The 17497-nt window shown below is 59.3% G+C and carries 17 protein-coding genes and 1 pseudogene; 6 read left to right on the top strand and 12 right to left on the bottom strand.

Annotated features, from left to right (window positions below; all coding sequences use genetic code 11):
* Window positions 1–133: 133 nt before the first annotated feature.
* The 3 genes from A9K65_RS34610 to A9K65_RS34600 form a co-directional block, all read right to left on the bottom strand.
* On the bottom strand, window positions 134–379 hold the full coding sequence (locus A9K65_RS34610) for a hypothetical protein (RefSeq protein WP_063170814.1): 246 nt from the start codon (window positions 377–379) through the stop codon (window positions 134–136).
* A 42-nt stretch (window positions 380–421) separates the two neighbouring features.
* Entirely contained in the window at window positions 422–805 is a 384-nt protein-coding gene (locus A9K65_RS34605; RefSeq protein WP_063170813.1) for a hypothetical protein, read from the bottom strand.
* 722 nt (window positions 806–1527) lie between these two features.
* Entirely contained in the window at window positions 1528–3444 is a 1917-nt protein-coding gene (locus A9K65_RS34600) for a PAS domain-containing sensor histidine kinase (protein WP_245322226.1), read from the bottom strand.
* Window positions 3445–3700: 256 nt separating this feature from the next.
* Between A9K65_RS34600 and A9K65_RS34595 the strand changes: the two genes are divergently transcribed.
* Window positions 3701–5140 carry an ATPase domain-containing protein gene (locus tag A9K65_RS34595; RefSeq protein WP_064993610.1) on the top strand — a complete coding sequence of 480 codons (1440 nt, stop codon included), beginning with the start codon at window positions 3701–3703 and terminating at the stop codon, window positions 5138–5140.
* Window positions 5137–6192 (top strand): sensor histidine kinase, encoded by a 1056-nt coding sequence (locus tag A9K65_RS34590; protein ID WP_064993609.1) that lies wholly within the window; start codon window positions 5137–5139, stop codon window positions 6190–6192. Before A9K65_RS34595 ends, A9K65_RS34590 begins: the two co-directional genes overlap by 4 nt.
* 35 nt (window positions 6193–6227) lie before the next feature.
* Here A9K65_RS34590 and A9K65_RS36730 read toward each other — a convergent pair whose 3' ends face one another.
* A complete protein-coding gene (locus A9K65_RS36730; RefSeq protein WP_348629623.1) occupies window positions 6228–6413 on the bottom strand; it encodes a recombinase family protein in 186 nt (61 codons plus the stop codon).
* A 293-nt stretch (window positions 6414–6706) separates the two neighbouring features.
* Window positions 6707–7225, bottom strand: coding sequence for a recombinase family protein (locus tag A9K65_RS36725; RefSeq protein WP_348629617.1), 519 nt, complete (start codon window positions 7223–7225; stop codon window positions 6707–6709).
* Window positions 7226–7256: 31 nt separating this feature from the next.
* Between A9K65_RS36725 and A9K65_RS34580 the strand changes: the two genes are divergently transcribed.
* The 3 genes and pseudogenes from A9K65_RS34580 (at window position 7257) to A9K65_RS34570 (ending at window position 8845) form a co-directional block, all read left to right on the top strand.
* On the top strand, window positions 7257–7571 hold the full coding sequence (locus A9K65_RS34580) for a YMGG-like glycine zipper-containing protein (RefSeq protein WP_064993606.1): 315 nt from the start codon (window positions 7257–7259) through the stop codon (window positions 7569–7571).
* A 179-nt stretch (window positions 7572–7750) separates the two neighbouring features.
* Window positions 7751–8366: pseudogene (locus A9K65_RS34575) on the top strand (methyltransferase domain-containing protein).
* Between the two features lie 107 nt (window positions 8367–8473).
* Window positions 8474–8845, top strand: coding sequence for a nuclear transport factor 2 family protein (locus A9K65_RS34570; RefSeq protein WP_064993605.1), 372 nt, complete (start codon window positions 8474–8476; stop codon window positions 8843–8845).
* 157 nt (window positions 8846–9002) lie between these two features.
* Here the strand turns inward: A9K65_RS34570 and A9K65_RS34565 are convergent, their stop codons facing one another.
* From A9K65_RS34565 to A9K65_RS34535, 7 genes are all read right to left on the bottom strand, one after another.
* Window positions 9003–9185 carry a hypothetical protein gene (locus A9K65_RS34565; protein WP_064993604.1) on the bottom strand — a complete coding sequence of 61 codons (183 nt, stop codon included), beginning with the start codon at window positions 9183–9185 and terminating at the stop codon, window positions 9003–9005.
* Window positions 9186–9497 (bottom strand): hypothetical protein, encoded by a 312-nt coding sequence (locus A9K65_RS34560; RefSeq protein WP_064993603.1) that lies wholly within the window; start codon window positions 9495–9497, stop codon window positions 9186–9188. It lies immediately after the preceding gene.
* Window positions 9498–9609: 112 nt separating this feature from the next.
* Window positions 9610–9930: a hypothetical protein gene (locus tag A9K65_RS36420; RefSeq protein WP_245322225.1), complete on the bottom strand. Its 321-nt coding sequence runs from the start codon at window positions 9928–9930 to the stop codon at window positions 9610–9612.
* 493 nt (window positions 9931–10423) lie between these two features.
* Complete coding sequence (locus tag A9K65_RS34550; protein WP_064993602.1) at window positions 10424–11734, bottom strand: HlyD family type I secretion periplasmic adaptor subunit; 1311 nt, start codon at window positions 11732–11734, stop codon at window positions 10424–10426.
* Window positions 11734–13479, bottom strand: a complete 1746-nt coding sequence (locus A9K65_RS34545) for a type I secretion system permease/ATPase (RefSeq protein ID WP_064993601.1) — start codon at window positions 13477–13479, stop codon at window positions 11734–11736. Before A9K65_RS34545 ends, A9K65_RS34550 begins: the two co-directional genes overlap by 1 nt.
* A gap of 101 nt (window positions 13480–13580) precedes the next feature.
* Window positions 13581–14972: a family 16 glycosylhydrolase gene (locus A9K65_RS34540; protein WP_064993600.1), complete on the bottom strand. Its 1392-nt coding sequence runs from the start codon at window positions 14970–14972 to the stop codon at window positions 13581–13583.
* Window positions 14973–15321: 349 nt separating this feature from the next.
* A complete protein-coding gene (locus tag A9K65_RS34535; RefSeq protein ID WP_013525078.1) occupies window positions 15322–15585 on the bottom strand; it encodes a hypothetical protein in 264 nt (87 codons plus the stop codon).
* 838 nt (window positions 15586–16423) lie between these two features.
* On the opposite strand from A9K65_RS34535, the gene A9K65_RS34525 reads away from it, so the two are divergent.
* Window positions 16424–17332 carry a lipid kinase gene (locus A9K65_RS34525; protein WP_064993599.1) on the top strand — a complete coding sequence of 303 codons (909 nt, stop codon included), beginning with the start codon at window positions 16424–16426 and terminating at the stop codon, window positions 17330–17332.
* The last annotated feature ends 165 nt before the right edge of the window (window positions 17333–17497 follow it).

The following is a 17497-nucleotide window of genomic DNA, read 5'->3' as shown; positions in this document are numbered from 1 at the left end:
TTCTACCTCGACGGCAGAAGGCGCCAATCGCATTTTCAGGCGTCTTGCAGTTCGAAAGCAATGATGGCAGCCTCAGCGACCGCATGCCGCTGGCGTTGGTGCGCAGCCATAATGAATAGCTAGGGCCGCGTCCTCATCCGTCGGGCGGCTCACGCACCAACTCGAACGTGACCTTCACGGAGAATAGGAGCTTGCTGGTGTGATCGCGGACATCGATGGCAACCTCTCTGAAAGTGCCGTCCGGCATCCGGTCTTTGGCTATTTCAAGCAACGCTCTTGCTGCCTCATCTTCAGCGGCTTCCCGGCTCGCAATTTCGGTTCCTTCAGGATCGGGAAAGACTTCGCCATCGTCGGTTAAATCAAAGAAGAAGCGGGCCATGCGACCCTAATTCCGAGCCCCCAAAAAGGTTTCCTTGTAGCGCTACTTGCTGGTGATCCAATCCACCAGGCCGGTTTCCATCTGCTCGCACCCGGTGAATTCATGTACCAGGCTCGTGGCCAGATCACGCCATTGATACTCAGGCACACCCGTTTGCCTGACCAACTCTCGGAATGCCGATCGGAGAATGTCGGCGTCAAAGGCGGAGACGGCGACGCTTGCCACGCCCGGATCTTCCCACCCTCGCGCCATGTCATCGTGGTGACGTTGGCGAAGGCGTTTGAGCAGTTCGCGCGATGTCTCGATTGCGCGCCTTGAACGATCCACGTCTTGGCGAAACTTGGCAGTTCCGATCATGGAATTATGCCGAACAAGATAGCCGGTTGCGATTACGCCTTGTGCAACTTCTAAATGCGTTCGAACCATCGCGGCCTCCCTTCCAGCGAAAGGAATTGTTTACCCTGTTGTCCAGCATAACCCCAACGGATTCGCTGTACGTTTTCAACCAATCGGCTATTCGGCGATTGTCGGCCAATTGCTGGGTTTTAGCTCCGTGAGCGGCACTTCACCTCAAAGTGCCGTGGCGGCCGGCGCAGAGGTGCGCGAACGTTGGCGCCGACCAACAGAATCTGAGCGGTCATGCCTCGCGCTGGTGGAGTATATCGGCCCTTCGGGAACCACAGTGACGCCAAACGCAACGACCCGGAGAAGTCGGTGCGCACAGTCATTCATTTACAATATTAGCGCAGGCTGAAACTCGGACATGCAGGGTAGCTCGTACATGCCCTTAGCCCCGGTGAAGACCCAGCGCCGGCGCTTTTCTGTTTCGCTGCTGGGTAGGCCTGTCCGCACTCCTGCTTGACTGCGCGACTGCGAGAACAACGCCTCGCGGGTTCCCAAGCCTTGCAAACAGTTAGATCCGGGAGCTAAAGTGCGGCATAGGCTGGTAGGGCAGGCGACCAAAGCGATCTTTCGAAGAACGAAGTCGTCCTCTCGCACGAATCGGCTGCTTGAACGTACACTTTCCATAGACCCTTCTGACCGCCGAGCAGGTTGCCGCTTCGCAAGTACTCTCAGAGAAAAATTGGAGGATCTTATCCCAGCTTGACGCATCAAGGAACTCAAAGGGGGTGGTGTCTAAGGCGACCCTACGCGACATTAGCGGCTGCTATTGCGTTCGCCAATTCTTCTTCAGTAAACGGCTTGCTGAGAATTTTGATGTCGCGAGTCCCCGGGAGTTCGGCGTAGCCCGTTGCTATAATGACGGGTACGTTCGGCCACTGGACTTTGATCGTATTCGATAGCTGCAGGCCCGTCATCTTCGGCATAGCATGATCCGTTATGACGAGGTCGAACGGCTGCTCCTCCAGCAACCTGAGGGCTGCCGCCGCAGAATGCGCCTCCGCGACAGTATGGCCGAGATCCTCGAGCATTGCCGCGGTATTCAAAAGGACCAGCGCATCGTCATCCACTGCCAGAATCCGCAGCGACGCCGTCTCAATGGCTTCCTCGGCAAGAACATCCGGCCCGCGCGCGACTTCCGAGCTCGCGGTGGCCACCGGCAGCCACAGTTCCGCCGTCGTTCCGGTTCCCCTGGAGCTCTTGAGCACCAGGCGCCCGCCCATTTGTTCTGTCATCCCATGGACCATAGACAGACCGAGACCCGTGCCTTTGCCTACGCCTTTTGTGGTGAAGAACGGTTCTGTCGCCCGAGCTAGTGTTTCTTCGTCCATTCCTTCGCCAGCGTCTGCTACCGAGAGGCAGACATAATGCCCCGGGGCCAAGCCAGCCTGTTTGCTTTCGCCGACCTGTTCCATCCGAGTGGAGATGACGATCGTCCCACCATCAGGCATCGCGTCCCTGGCATTGACGCACAGATTGAGCAATGCGAGTTCGATTTGACTTTCATCAACCATCACACGATCAAGCGAGAGCGGAAATTTCGTCTCTATGATCGCCCTTGAGCCCAGCGATCGTTCCAGCAATTCTCTCATTCCCTGGATTAGGCCAATTAGATCGACAGGCTTTGGATCGAGTTGCTGCCGCCGGGCAAAGGCCAGCATGCGCTGCGTCAAGGACGCTCCCCGTCGCGCGCCGAGCACCGCGTTGTCGAGAAGACGCAGCAATTGTGGATCGTCGGGAAGCCGTTTGCGGAGCAGCTCAAGACTTCCCAGAATCGCCATCAGCAAATTGTTGAAATCGTGGGCGACGCCGCCCGTTAGCTTGCCGACCGCATCCATTTTTTGTGAATGGAAAAGGGCCTCACGGGCCTGATCCAAGGACTCCTGCGCCTTCTTCCGCTCCGTAATGTCGCGTGTGATCTTCGCGAACCCCAGGAGTTCGCCATCCTCGTGCCGAATGGCGTCGATGACCACGTGGGACCAGAACGTAGTTCCGTCTTTGCGTATACGCCAGCCTTCGCGCTCAACTCGCCCTTCACGGGCGGCGATCTCCAGGGCACTTTGCGGACTGCCCCGCTCACGGTCCTCGGGCGTGTAGAATTGCGAAAAGTGCTTGCCGATTATTTCGTCGGCCGAGTAACCTTTGATGCGTTCTGCACCCGAGTTCCAGCTCGTGATTACGCCTTCAGGATCAAGCATGTAGATCGCGTAGTCCGTCACGCCCTGAACCAGACGCTGGAACTGCTCCTGATTTTTCCGGATTTCCTCCTCCGCTTTCTTGCGCTCGGTAAGATCACGGGTGACTTTGGCGAAGCCGGTTAGTCTGCCGCTTGGATCGAGTATAGGATCAACCACAACGTGAGCCCAGAAAGGAGTCCCGTCGCGACGAACCCTCCAGCCCTCGGTCTCAAATTTGCCATCGCGGGCTGCTGTCTCCAGAGTCCGCGATGGAAGACCAGCTTCGCGATCCTCCTCCGTGTAGAAGCACGAGAAATGCTGACCGATGATCTCGCTCGCGGAATAGCCTTTGAACCGCTCGGCCCCCGCGTTCCAACTCGTCACGGTTCCCGAACGGTCCAACATATAGATCGCATAATCAGTAACGGCTTCGACGAGAACGCGGTAGCGATCCTCATCGGCTTTATCGACGGTCCCTTGAATCATACCCCATCCGTTCATTTGTTAACTCTGTGAAACTGCTGGCGTCTTGGATGGTTCCACAGACGATGGGAAGGCGTGCGCGCTGTGGCACATGCCGTGACTGCCGTGGCCTGCAACGAGCTACTTGCCTGACGGGGGCGCGGCCGTTACAGAAATTGGAATTTCAGATACCGGGCCGGGCCGCCGATCGCTCCACCCAGTTCTACTTCGAACCTGTGATACTGGCGGCTTGCGATTCCTGTTTGGAGACGATGGCGGAATGACCGAGCGAAAGAAGCAGCCCGTTGTAAGTTCCGGCATTGCCGGCTTGGACGAAATTCTTCGCGGTGGATTGCCCGCTTCAAATTTCTACATCGTGCAAGGCGATCCAGGCGCAGGCAAGACGACCGCGGCGTTGCAATTCCTGCGCGCTGGTGTGGCAGCCGGTGAACGCTGCATCTATGTCAGCCTTTCGCAAACCGCCGCCGAACTGCAAGCGATTGCGTCCTCACACGGCTGGACGCTTGATGGCATCCGCGTTGAGGAATTGTCCGCTTCGGAGACCTTGAGCGGAGCGGCCGATCAGACGATTTTCCAGACTGCGGACCTTCGATTGGATGAGACGCGCAAGGCGATTGAACGCGCGATTGAAGAACACAAGCCACACAGGCTTGTTTATGACTCGCTGCTCGAGATCCGGCTGATTACCGGCGACACACCGAGGTTCCGGCGCGAGCTGATTGGTTTCAAGGCCTTCCTGGCCAAGCGGGGCATTGTGGCGGTGTTGCTCGACACCCAGACCAGCGGAGGCGATCACAATGGCGAGGAAATCGAGGGCATTGCCCACGGCGTGATCCGGCTTGATAAATCTCTCGAGGATTACGGCGGCGTGCGCCGGCGTGTTGAAGTCAGCAAAATGCGCGGCGTGCCGTTTGCAGACGGTTATCACGATATGGCCATTCGCGAGGGTGAAGGCGTTGTGGTGTTTCCGAGGATTGTGCCCGGGTCGCCTGCCGAAGTGACCAAGCCGCAACTGATCAAATCAGGGGTAGCCGCTCTCGACGAGATGTTCGGCGGCGGCCAGGAATCGGGAACCATAACGCTCGTGATTGGTCAGTCGGGGACAGGCAAGTCGACGATGTCGTCGCTTTACGCCACTGCCGCGCTTCAACGGAGCGAGAGCGTGGCCCTGTTCCTGTTTGAGGAGCGGCTGGAGACTTTCTTTCGCCGGTCCGAAGGCCTTGGGATGGATCTTCGGCAGTTCTACAAGGACGGCCAACTCGTCATCTACGATTTTAGTCCGAACGAAATCTCGCCCGGAGAGTTCGGCCAGATTGTGCAGCAAGTCGTCAGTCGCAACAATACCCGGGTAGTCGTGATTGACAGCTTCACCGGCTATCTGAATTCTCTTCCCCACCGGGAAAAGGCGGTGCTGGACATCCAGTCTCTCCTGAAACATCTCGCTCGCGCTGACGTGCTAACCATGCTCATTGTCGCCCAGCATGGTTTGCTCGGGCAGAATGTTGGGATCGACGTGGACGTCAGTTTTCTCGGCGACACCGTGCTTCTGCTGCGCATGTCCGAGCATGAAGGCCGCCTTAGGCGCAATATCACGGTTGTCAAGAAACGCCACGGTCCCCACGATCTCGATGTCCGGGAACTTTTCATCGCGAGTTCCGGCGTTTCCGTCGTTTCCTACAATCCTCTGCCCGAGACGTGAGCGACGTCGAGCGAAACGGGCTGGGAACACTGGATTGGGTGCTCATTTTGGCGCCTTACCGCAAGGATGCTGGTTACACCGCCTCCCTGCTGCAGGAACGTGGTTTACGGGCTCGAGCGGCGAGCCCCGAGGACTTAGAGGGATTGCTTGCACTGTCTCCTGGAGTGCTGGTTGTCACCCACGAAGCCTTGAATCCTCAGGCGATCGCAACAGTTGAAGGTTTCCTTCAGGCTCAGCCCAATTGGTCGGAAATTCCAATCGTTGTTTTGTTGGACCGTGGGGCACAGCAGTCACGCATCCAAGCGGCGCTGAGTGCTGCCTGGCCACGTTCGCGCCAGATATACTATCAGCGTCCAGTGGCTGCGCTCGAACTGATAAGCGGAATCCAGTCGGCACTCCTCACCAGAATTCGCCAGCGCGACGTGCGTGACTATCTTGAGCGGGAGACGGAACTCCGCCTTGAGCTAAATCATCGAGTGAAAAACATCCTGGCGACCGTCATATCCATCTTCGATATGACCAGGCGCGGCGCGATCTCGGCAGAAGGACTTGCAGAAGACTTCAAAGGGCGATTGAGAGCCTTGTCGGATGTTCATTCTGCAGTTTTTGCTGCCGGTGGCGAGACCGTGGCCTTAACGGATGTCGCAAAATCGGTCCTCGCGCCATACCTTTCGAAGGAACAAACTGCCATCACGATCGACGGACCCGAGGTGCTGCTTTCGCGCGAGGCCGGTACAACTCTCGCCCTCTCGCTTCATGAACTAGCAACAAACGCCATTAAATATGGCGGCTTGTCCCGCCCCGAAGGCAGGATACGATTGGAATGGAATATAACGGCGAGTTCGGAACCAGTGCTGACGCTGAGATGGATCGAATCAGGAGGACCGTCGGTAGTTCAACCCTCGCGAGTAGGGTATGGAACACGCTATATGCGCGCCGCATTGACCAGCCTATTTGGAGAGGGTCCAGATCTCGTTTTCGCGTCGGATGGCCTGCGTTTCTCTATTCGCGGCCTACTGTCCCGCCTTGCACCCGATGAACGGCTAGGCTGATCGCGGCAGCGCCTACAATTTGGGCAGCGGAAATTCTAAGGTCGGTTGAGACCGGTGACCACTCCCTTGGCATTCAACGACCGCGCAATCTGAAGCTCGGTCCGACCAGCCTTCACGTATTCATGGTAGATCCAGCGCACCGTCGCAATTTCATCAGGTGGTCCAGACACGAGGATGACCCGATCCGTCTGGAGGCTCTTGTACTCTTTGAGAGCGAGCATGGTCTTTGTGCGCCCAAGCTGGTCGATGAGCCGGCGCCTCAGGCCCAGGCCGGACGACCCTCCCTGCCGGTATCCCATTCGAACGAGCCTGCACTGGCCGGCAAACACCTTGACCGACAACACCCGGCTGTGCTCGGCACGCCCTCGTGCGCTTTATCGCCTTGAGCAGGTCTGATCCGATGCTGCCATCGTTTGCGAACTGTTCGCCAAAATATTCAATTCAACGCCGGCAACACGACACCGATACTCGTACGACGCACTCTCATCGGGGTTCGGGAATCGCGCCCAGCGGCTCACGTCGTTGACGATGACGATTCGAAATCCGCGTTCTTCGTTTCGACATCCGCCAACAGCCTTTGCAGGCCGGCGCGACCTTCAAGGTTCAAGCCGTTGCGACCGGCGTCCTCGTATGTGGCCACGATGTCGTAGTTCATCGCATCCGCGAATTCACGGATTGCATCCTTCTGATTGTCGATCGAATAGCTCTGGTGGTCGGTGGACATTCGCACGTATTGAACTGCGCGCACGCGCTGTGCGTTCTCAGCAGGTCGACGGACCGTGTGCGCCTGTTCCATCATTTCGCGCCTGGAGGGCAGATTGAACGTCCGCTTGAACCAGACGATCCTAGCGGTATGAGGCTTCAATCCCGTTACACATTGATCGACACTTTGTATCGAATGAGACTTGTCGCCATAAACGAGAAGCGCGGAAAATAGCAGGCAGGCTTCAATCAACACCCGAGAAACCATGTCTTTTATCGTGAGGGCTCGTGCCCCCGTTCCGCCGCATTGCGGCCGCACGGGACGAGCCATAGGGATTTCAGGCATTCAAGGGAGACGTCAGATGAATTTTCGCAAAGCCATAGCCGCCGTGCTGATGACCGCAGCACTGGCAGGGTGCGCGCAGACCGAAGGCCAGCAGCGGGCCGGAACTGGCGCTCTGATCGGCGGCGCCGGCGGCGCCCTCGTCGGTCAGGCCATCGGCGGCAACACCGAAAGCACGCTCATCGGCGCTGCCGGCGGCGCCCTGCTCGGCGCCGTCGTCGGCTCGGCCACTACGCCGCAGCGTCGCGGCGAACAGATGTGCCGCTACCAGGACCGCCGCGGCCGCATCTACACGGCGCCGTGCGACGACAGGTACTACAACGGCGATTATTAAGCAGGGTTAGTCTGCTCATCCGTTGTCTGAGTGGGAAATGGGAACGGAAGCTCCACTGTGGGGCGGTGGCCCTGCTGGTACATTGTTTCTGATCGCGCCGCCGGCGGCGGCGCTGCGTTGTCATCTTTTGCCCATAACATAGTGCTACCAGCAAGGACGGCGGGTTTCTGGAGGTCGTGATGACTGAGAGCCTTGCCGGCACCCTGAAGAGCCGTGGCAAACAGGCAGCCAAGCGGCTGCTTGGCTATGATTCCCGCAACTGGCTGCGTATCCGCCAGATCGAGGCTTTCAGCCTCTTTCTCGAAGCCAGCAACCGTAAATCCTCCGACATCATCGAGATCTCGCCCGGCTGGAACCGCTATTGGCGTACGATGTGCTCCAACTACCGCTCTGTCGATTTCCCCGCCTTCGACATCTGCAACGACCGCACCGATGAGCAGTATTCGATCGTCATCGCCGACCAGGTGCTGGAACACGTGCAGCGTCCGCAGGCGGCGGTGCGGAACATCCACGCCATGACCCGGCCCGGCGGTTGGGCGATGGTGGCAACGCCCTTCCTGTTTCGCGTGCACGCCAGACCGCACGACTACAACAGATGGACGCCCGCCGGCCTCAAACAGCTGATGGTGGACGGCGGCTTCCCCGAAGCCAACGTCAAGGTCCACGGCTGGGGCAACAAGGCCTGCGCCAGGGCCCATATCGGTGGCCCTGTTCGCGCCTACGGCCTGTGGCGGGATACTCAGTAACGACGAGGAATACCCGCTGATGGTCTGGGCGTTCGCTAAAAAGGGGTGAGTGGCGGAAGCCGCGCTCCATCCCGGTCATAGCCAGGGTGTCTGGCTGGACACTTGACCGGATCCGCCGCCAGTGACCTACTTCGAAATTCGAGGAGCCGTTCGCGAATGGACATTCGAGCCACATTGACGGAGCTTTGCGTGGCCTTCAATGCGCACGATCTGGATCGCATCATGGCGTTCTTTGCCGACGACTGCGTTCTGGAGATGCCAAGGGGGGCCGAGCCTTGGGGAACGCGCTGCGAGGGCAAGCGCAGCGTACGAGACGCGCTAGCGACACGCTTTGAGGGTTTGCCCGATGTGCATTACGGCGGTGGACAGCACTTTGCGGACGAGGCTGCCAACACCGGCATGTCGAAATGGACCCTCACCGGCACCACCCGCGAGGGCGTCAAAAAGGAAGTTCGAGGTTGCGATTTCTACACATTTCGTGACGGAAAGGTGATCCGCAAGGACTCATACTGGAAGATCGTGGAGTAGGGGGTTGGCATTCCTGTCGGATCTTTTCGTTGTCCCGCATTCCAAAACAGGTGGATTACGCGATGCGCGTTTGCATCGCTGCACTCGCCGACGAAATGCCAACCTCAGAATTCCGGAACGCATTCAAAGTAGCTGCCAAGGATGAAACCACGTCCAGCTATTCCATGTCCGGCACGTCGCCACCCGCAAACAGAGTCGTCGGCTCGCCATAAGCCACCGAAGGGTTACCCTCGCGCGACCACGCAATGAGGCCAGCATGCTTGCCGGTTTGCAGGTCGCCGGTCTCATTGTCGAAGGCCGTGGTTGCGATCAGCCTGGGTGCTTTGGGTTGGGAGAGCAATTATTTGACATGCAGGGTGTCTTTCACCAACAGCCGGTGAAAGTTGGGTGGCGCAGGGGGAAGAATCTCTGTCATCTCGAACAGAGGCACAGGGACTTCCGGCTCCGGTGCTTTCTGCTTGGCCTTCAGGTCCGTGATCTCCTCGTCGCGCCGCGCAATCCGGCTTTCCAGATTGGCAATTCGCTCCGCAAGGAAATAGCGCCCAACGGCAAAGCCGCCGCCGCCGAACAATACGGCAGACGTAGAAAAGGCCAGCGGGTTAGCCGCCACCAGCGCAGAGTTGCTTTGAATGAAAGCGATAAGGTCATGCATGGCCAAAAAGCTCTCCTGTCACGCCGGGAACGATTCAACCTGCCGAGGTCGCGCGAGGGGTCGCAATACCAAGTCTCCTCCGATCAGTTTATGGGCAACTTCGTTTTCCGGCCTAGCCTGCCGTGCGGAGCGCCGCGAGTGCGTCAGCACAAGCTGCCTCAGAGGTCGTTCCGTTCATCCGCGCTATCCTAGCCATAGGGCGGGACTTCGCAATGTCCACGCCGGTCATCCTACAACAGGGGGCGTATCGTCGTAGCCAATGGAACCTATCCCCGGATGCCTGGGCTATGGCGAGTATCTGAGTCTCTGGCTCGCGGTTGTAGGCCATCAGGGCCTTCACGGTCTCAAGCGGGCTTTCGTAGCGGGCGACAAGCTTCACGGCTTCAGAGTGCAACTCGGCTTTGACCTCGGCATCGAAGTACATCGTTCCCATCGCGGTTCCTCCTAGCGTGTCGCACGCGTGATGGAGGGAGCACATCAAGTCGCTCCTAAGTTGGCCGTTGAGCAGGTTCATCCCTTTGAGGGCCTTACGTGATGATCGGCATGAGCATGGCAGTTGGCCTTTCCGGCAGGCTCGGTGAGGGAACAGAACGGGAACATAAATGTCAAGCAAGAATTGACTCGGGCGAGGGATCAATTCCTATTTTTGGCCATGCCGGACGCGGCAGAACTCGGTCGGCTATGTCCTGGCATGCTGCAGCCACCCTCAAGGCGCGGCTTCACTCGGTCCTTAACCCCTAGGCTGGTTGAGCATTGAAGCCAACCTGCCCGCGTTCGACGTCCCAATGCCTTTTACCTCGGAGGCGGCCAGTGGATCGAGCCCAGCAGGGAGTCGTCGAGGATCAATAAACCGAAAGCAGCATTCTGCCAATTTCCCAACCGATGAATGCTCGCGGCGGGAACGGTCGCTGCAGCCCAGGCGCGCTTCACTCCTCCCGGAATGCTCGCTGGATCTGATCGGCCAGAGGCTTGACGAGATAGGACAGCATCGTGCGGCTGCTGGTCGTGAAGAATACCTCGACCGGCATGCCGGGCGCCAGGGTCAGTCTTTTGAGTCTGGCAAGTTCCGTGCGCGGCAAAACGATATGCACGGTGTAATAACCGGCGCCGGTGCGCTCGTCGGTGCTGAGATCGGCGGAGATCTTGCTGACGGTTCCGTTGAGTTCAGGCGTGGTCCGCTGATTGAAGGCCGAAAGCCGCAGCGTCGCCTCCTGCCCCTGTTTCAGCTGATCGATGTCCTGTGGAGCGACACGGGCTTCGACGGTCAGTCGGTCCGCGACCGGCACGATGAGCATGACCGGTTCGCCCGCAGTGATGACACCCCCAATCGTATGTACAGCAAGCTGAAGGACGACGCCGGCCTGCGGGCTTCGAATGTCTATGCGCTTGAGCTGGTCCTCGGCCGATACCTTGCGTTCGACTAGCTCCGAGAGTTTTGCCTGGACCTCACGCAGCTCCGTGGCGACTTCGCTGCGCAGATCCTGATCGATCTGGATGATCTGCAGGCGGATTTCCGACGTGTGACCTTTCGACTGCGCTATCGCCGCGATCAACTGCCCGTGTTCAGCCTCCAGCCGCACGGCCTCGCGCTCGAGCGCGGTGATGCGATCGATCGAGACCAGCTTGCGCTCCCATAATGTGCGCATGCCCGCGAGCTCGGTTCCGATCAGCTTGACTTCCTGGCTCTTGGCGTCTCGTTGCTCGGTCAGGCCGGAGACCTCTTCCGCGAGCTGCGAGATACGTTCCGCCAACTGCGCCTTCTGGCCGGCGCGTGCCTGTCGGCGGAACTCGAACAGCGATCGCTCGCCGGCCATTGTGCCGCCAACATCCGGATCGGCCCGCCGAGACGTCAGCGACGGCGGAAAACCGATTGCGTCCGCACCATCGCGCTCGGCCTTGAGACGTGCCAGGCGGGCATCGAGTTCATCCGCGCTCTTGGTGACTATAGCCAGATTGGCGCGGGTGACGGTTTCATCCAGATGAATCAGAACCTGTCCCGCTTGCACGGCGTCGCCTTCGCGCACGAAGATTTGGCCGACCACGCCGCCCGTCGGATGCTGCACCTTTTTGACGCTGGAATCGACAACCAGCTTTCCCGATCCAATGACCGCGCCAGAGAGGTCGATCACGGCGGCAAGGCTGCCCGCTCCACCGACCAGTAGGATGGAGGTCGCAATGCCGCCAAGCAGATAACGTCGAATGGCCCGGTCGATCACCGATGTCGCCCTCTCCGGCATCAGAGCGCCGCCTCTTCAGGACTTGGGACAACTTTCAACGGAACGCTGATGGGACGGGTCACCTTGGTCATGATCTCATTCTTCGGGCCAAAGGCCTGGATGCTGCCGTTCGTCATGACAAGGATCTGGTCAAGACTTTGCAATGCACTCGGGCGATGCGCCACCACGATGGCCATGCCGCCTCTGTCGCGCACGCCCTGGATCGCCGCCGTCAAGGCGGCTTCGCCATCGGCATCGAGATTGGAATTCGGCTCGTCGAGTATGACAAGAAACGGATCGCCATAGAGAGCACGCGCCAAGGCGACCCTCTGTCGCTGGCCCGCCGAAAGCGCCGACCCGGCCTCGCCGATACGCGTTTCATAACCTTCAGGCAGGTGAACCACCAGATCATGAACACCGGCGGCGCGCGCAGCGGTCAGTATTTTGTCCGAGGGGGGTTCGGGTTCGAAGCGAGCTATGTTCTCGGCAATGGTGCCGTCGAACAGCTCGACATCCTGCGGCAGATATCCGACATGCTTGCCGAGGTCGTCCGACGACCACTGGTCGAGCGTCGCACCGTCGAGCCTGACGGTACCGCGCACTGGCAGCCAGACGCCGGCGATGGCTCTGACGAGCGAGGATTTTCCCGAAGCGCTCGGACCGATGATGCCGAGGCCGGCGCCCTTCTCCAGCACGAACCCCGCATCCTGGACGACAAGGCGGCGCTCGCCCGGCGGCGCCACACTGATGCGCTCTACCGAGAGGCGAAACGACGGCGGAGGCAGCGAGACAGTTGTTGCAGCCTCGGGCAGCAGCCCCAGAAGGTGGGTGAGGCGGGCCCAGGCCTGGCGGGCGCTGACGAAGCTCTTCCAATGCACGATCGCGAGTTCAATCGGTGCCAGCGCCCGGCTCATCATGATCGAGCTGGCAATCATGATGCCTCCTGTTGCCTCCTGATGGATGACGAGCCAGGCGCCGATCGCCAGGATGCCGGATTGAAGCATCATGCGCACGACTTTCGAAATCGTTCCGAGCGTCCCCGCCAAATCGCTCGCCTTGGCATTCGTCTTGAGATAGTCGGCGTTGACGGCAGACCAGCGATCGGCAATGCGTGGGCCAAAACCCATTGCCTGAAGCACCTCGACGTTGCGGCGTGTCGCTTCCGCCAGCGTGTTGCGCGAAGCGGCCTGGCTGTTAGCACGTTTCGCCGTCTCCCTCGTGCGCAGTTCCGCCAGTAAGGTCAGGCCAAACAGAATGATGGCGCCCAAGAGCGCGGTCATGCCGATCCAGAAATGGAACAGGAAACAGATTGCGAGATAAAGCGGCATCCAGGGCAGGTCGAACAGCGCGGTCGGCCCAGCGCTCGACAGGAACGATCGGACCTGATCGAGGTCCCGCAATGACTGCAAGCCATCGCCGGGAAGCTTCGTGCGCAACGGCAGACGCATCAGTGCGGTGTAGACCTGCCCGCTGAGCCGCGCATCGAGCGCCATGCCGATACGCACCAGCAGCCGCGATCGGATCAGCTCAAGAACGCCCTGGAAGAGGAACAGCGTGCCCGCAAACACGCAAAGGCCGACAAGCGTCGGCACGCTGCGGCCGGGGATGACGCGATCGTAGACCTGCAGCATGAAGAACGAGCCGGTCAGCGCCAGGACATTGACGACCCCGCTCATCAACGCGATGCCGGCGAATGCCCGGCGAAAGGAAGCCAATACGGCCGTGAGCGTTGTTCGCGGCGGCTCAGAAGGGTGGGAGTGAGACATCGTCCTTCACCTCGGGTCCAGCGCGGGCGCAAGCGGCAATGAACGCGTCCAAGACCGGTTGGCGAAGGGTGTCGGTTTCACTCCATCTTCCAGCATGGCATCTAGATGAACCAGTCATTCAGCGCGTAGGCATGAACATAGTCGACGTGCATTTCAGAAGGGGTGGCAAGCCCGTCGGCGGGCGCTCCCGCCATGCCGCCGACAGCCTGGTCGACCAACATATACATTGGCTTGTGCATGTCGGCAGGCGTTGGTGCGCGGGCAACTTCTACATCGTCGAAATACCAGACCAGTTCGCTTGGGGTCCAAAGCACCCCATATTTGTGGAACCCTTCGGTATCCGCTGCATATACGGTCGAGGTCACTTTCGTATGCGACCCCGTGGCATTCGAGTGGCTGGTCAGGGTGAGCTTGTTGGGATCCTGGCCGACCATCTCCACGACGTCCAGTTCCGGCGGCCAGGATCCATCCGCCGGAAGAAGCCAGAAGGCCGGCCATGCACCCTGCTTTTCGGGCATGTCGGCTCGAATTTCGAAATAGCCGTAGGTCTGTGCGAAGGAATGGTAGGTCGTCAGCAGACCTGACGTGTAATCATAGTTGTTTATGTATGGCTTGATCGCATCGGGAGCCCGGGCGGCCGTAATGGTGAGAACACCGTCCTGTACGCTGAACGGGTTGACCGAACTCGTGGGAGCGTAGCTGCTGTCGATATACCACTGAAGCTCGCTGTTGGTGGTGAGCGAGCTGCCGTTCGGAGCACCCCACCAGAAGTTCGTATCCCAGGTCCCGCTAGAACCGCTTTGCAGGTTCAACGTATTGAACTCGTCCGAGAAGGTGAGCGTCAGATGCGACTTGTCCAGGGCGAGATCGAACTGGTTGGCGCTGAACTGGTCGATGGTCTTGTTCTCGAAGACGAGAAACTCGGTTGGCGACAGGGTAAGTCGGACGTTCGATCCCGACTGCACCATGTTGGCGTGCACCTGGTCGAAAGAGAGGAAGCCGTAGCCTCCGACGCGCACGGTGTCGTCGGCGCCGAAGTCGAGAATAAGGTCGCTACCATTGCCTGGTTTGACGACGAAAATGTCAGCGCCGGAGCCACCCTTGAGAACGTCGTCGCCCTTCAAGCCGTCGAGCGTCTGCTGGCCGGAACCGCCGACGACGATATTGTTCAATGCGTTTCCGAAGGCATATTGTTTATCGCCGGTGACCGTCAGATTCTCAAAATTCGCCGGCAGCCTGTAGCTCATCCAGGTCGAGATCGTATCGATGCCCTCGTTGGGCAGCTCCGCCGCTTTGTTTTTCGCGGAGTACAGGTAGTAGATATCGTCGCCCTGGCCGCCATACATCGTAACGCCGACGCTGCCGTCGCCATACAGCGAATCGTTGTAGATGCTGCCGTAGAGGGCCGGGCCCGAATTGGTCGCCGAGTACCACCTTGCGGAGGACCCACTATAGGGGAGCGGAACGCCCTTGGCGTTGATTACGGTGGCCATTTTGCTTGCAGCTCCGTTGGTTTGTTCCAAGCCCTAACACGATGCAAGGCAAAAGGAGCCGATAGGTTTTGTCTTCAAACTCAGGAGGGTTATCAAAAGGTAAATGCCCGAGGGGCAAGACGCGTCCGTCAGGCGAAAGCTGGCTTGAGCGTGAAGTGGGGCGACTGGGGCCGGTTGGGCGAAGAGCGCGCACAAACGACAATGCTGCCGAAACGTGGCAGGCTTCGGAGCGGAACCTTGGACCTGAATCGCAAGTCTGGCGGGCACCCGCGAGAGCCCTGCCGATCGGGCGCGGATGCGGGACCACGTTCCCCCTAGCCGCCGAACGCTTGCGGCCATTCCTCGCAGATCAGAGGCCGAGGGTCTGACCCGTTTCCATCTGAAGGAAATCTGCCGACGAATTCCGCAACACCGAGTTCTGGAACGCGTCGAGGGCAGAGCCGTGGGTGATATCGACCAGCACGGCCGCTGCGGCTTCAACCTTATCGGCCGCTTCGTCTACCTTGTCGAAACGCATCAGCATTCGATCGTGGAGCATCGACAACCGCGTGGCGTGGTAAAGCACGCTGCGCTTATGGTAATCCGAGTCCAGCGGCTCAAACAGTATTGTCATGACGGCAACTCCTCGCCATTTCATGTCCATTCGGGGGTGATTTGGAGGCCGCCCGCGTATAGATATTGGTCTGGCGCTCCCGAGGCCTCCGTCACGCGCTGTTGAGCTGCCCGGACCCTGCAGCACAGGGCGATATTCACCACGCCATTTTTCCTGTCCGTTTCTTCCTTTGCGCGCCTCAACGATTTCTCAGCACGTTTGAAGCGCAACCTTGAACTGCCAAGTTTCAAGAATTTCAGCCATCGTTCCGCTTCCTATGCGGTTGCTTCCCTCGGCTGATAATTACGGCTGTTCTGTTTGGTTCCGGCCAATCGCGACCGGCTCCCAGATTTTACAGAGCCAGGCCGATCTGGCGCTGCCGATTTAAATCTCTCCGGCAATGGGCTTGAGCGCATCTTCTGTCTCAGGCTCCAGCGGGACGCCGGCGACGTTCCGGAGCATCAAAGCGGCGCGCTGAAGGACGGACTGCAAATCCGCCCCGGATATATCCGCGATGCGATCGACCGCGCTTCAACCTCTTCCGCGATAAATAGGCGCGCCGATGATCATTCCTTCGACCATGTCCTCTCCGAGGAGGTTTCAGCTTGTTGGGAATGGCATGTGCTGGCCAAGTGGTCTATCTCACGCACCACCAGAACCTGTGCGAAATTGCCAGGACGGTTGTGCACGGCGTGACGGCCACGAACTCGGATAGCGATCCAGGGGCCGCTGGAGGTCAAAAAATTGCGCCGTTCGCAACCGCGGTGGAGGTAGGTCCGGAGAGCCAAAAACGTCGGCTGCGGTCGAATGAACAGCCGCCTTGTGTGCATGCGTTATGAACCATCGGATCGATCTTTGAATGAGCAAACTGGCCAAAAGGCGCGCATTGCTGCTCCTCAATCCAAAGGCGCGGCGCGGCCAGGAGCTGATCGCCCCGATTGTGGAGCGGCTGGAGCGCGGCCGGCTTTCTGTCACTGTCGAAAAGTTCGAGGCGTTGCCGGAGATCGCTCGTGACATCGTTCGCTTGCGCCAAACGGCGGACCTTGTGGTCGTGTGCGGTGGCGATGGTTCGTTGTCGGCGGCGGCGATGGCTGTAGTGGAAAGCCGCCTGCCGATGGGCATTATTCCTATGGGAACGGCTAATGACCTCGCTCGCACACTCGACATCCCTATGGATCTTCTGCAGGCCGCTGACGTGATCGTGCGGGGCCGACTCCGGCAGATCGATATCGGCACGGTCAATGGCAATGCCTTCTTCAACGTTGCGAGTATCGAACTCAGCACTGAATTGGCGAAGGGTCTGGATCCCACTTTGAAGAAGCGTTTCGGCAGGCTCGGCTATGCGCTGGCGGCGGTGAAAGTGTTGACGCGGGCCACGCGATTCCACGCGAAGATTATTGAGAAAGGCGCGTCGACCGACGTCGAAACCTACCAGATTGCGGTGGGAAACGGTCGCCATTACGGCGGCGGCAACGTGGTGGAAGAGACGGCCGAGATCGATGACGGACATCTCGATCTTTACAGCTTGGAAATGACGAACCTCTGGAAGCTGGCACTGATGCTCCGCTCCTTCCGGTCTGGAAGGCATGGCGCCTGGCGAGAGGTGCGCACGGCTAGGTGCGTCGAGTTCGACATCGAGACGGAGAAGCCGATGCCGGTCAACACCGATGGTGAGATCGTCACCTCAACACCAGCCCATTTCAAGGTCCATCCAAAGGCGATCTCGGTCTTCGCGCCTCCGCCCGTCGACGACGCTGACCTCCACTAGGCAAGCAATTTGGCCCCACGATCGTCCCGAGGTCATCAAAACGGCGACAACGACCGGTCCATACGAGAAGCGGCGAGCTCGACAAATTATGATTTCCTTGGTCTGTTGCTAGCAGGTCGACATGCGCGACTTGGGGCCGTGGCCGCTTGGCACGACCGGCCTGAA

Source organism: Mesorhizobium sp. WSM1497 (assembly GCF_001672455.2).
GTDB lineage: Bacteria > Pseudomonadota > Alphaproteobacteria > Rhizobiales > Rhizobiaceae > Mesorhizobium > Mesorhizobium ciceri.
The sequence above is the reverse complement of the archived record's forward strand: the minus strand, read 5'-3'. Positions and strand labels throughout refer to the sequence as shown.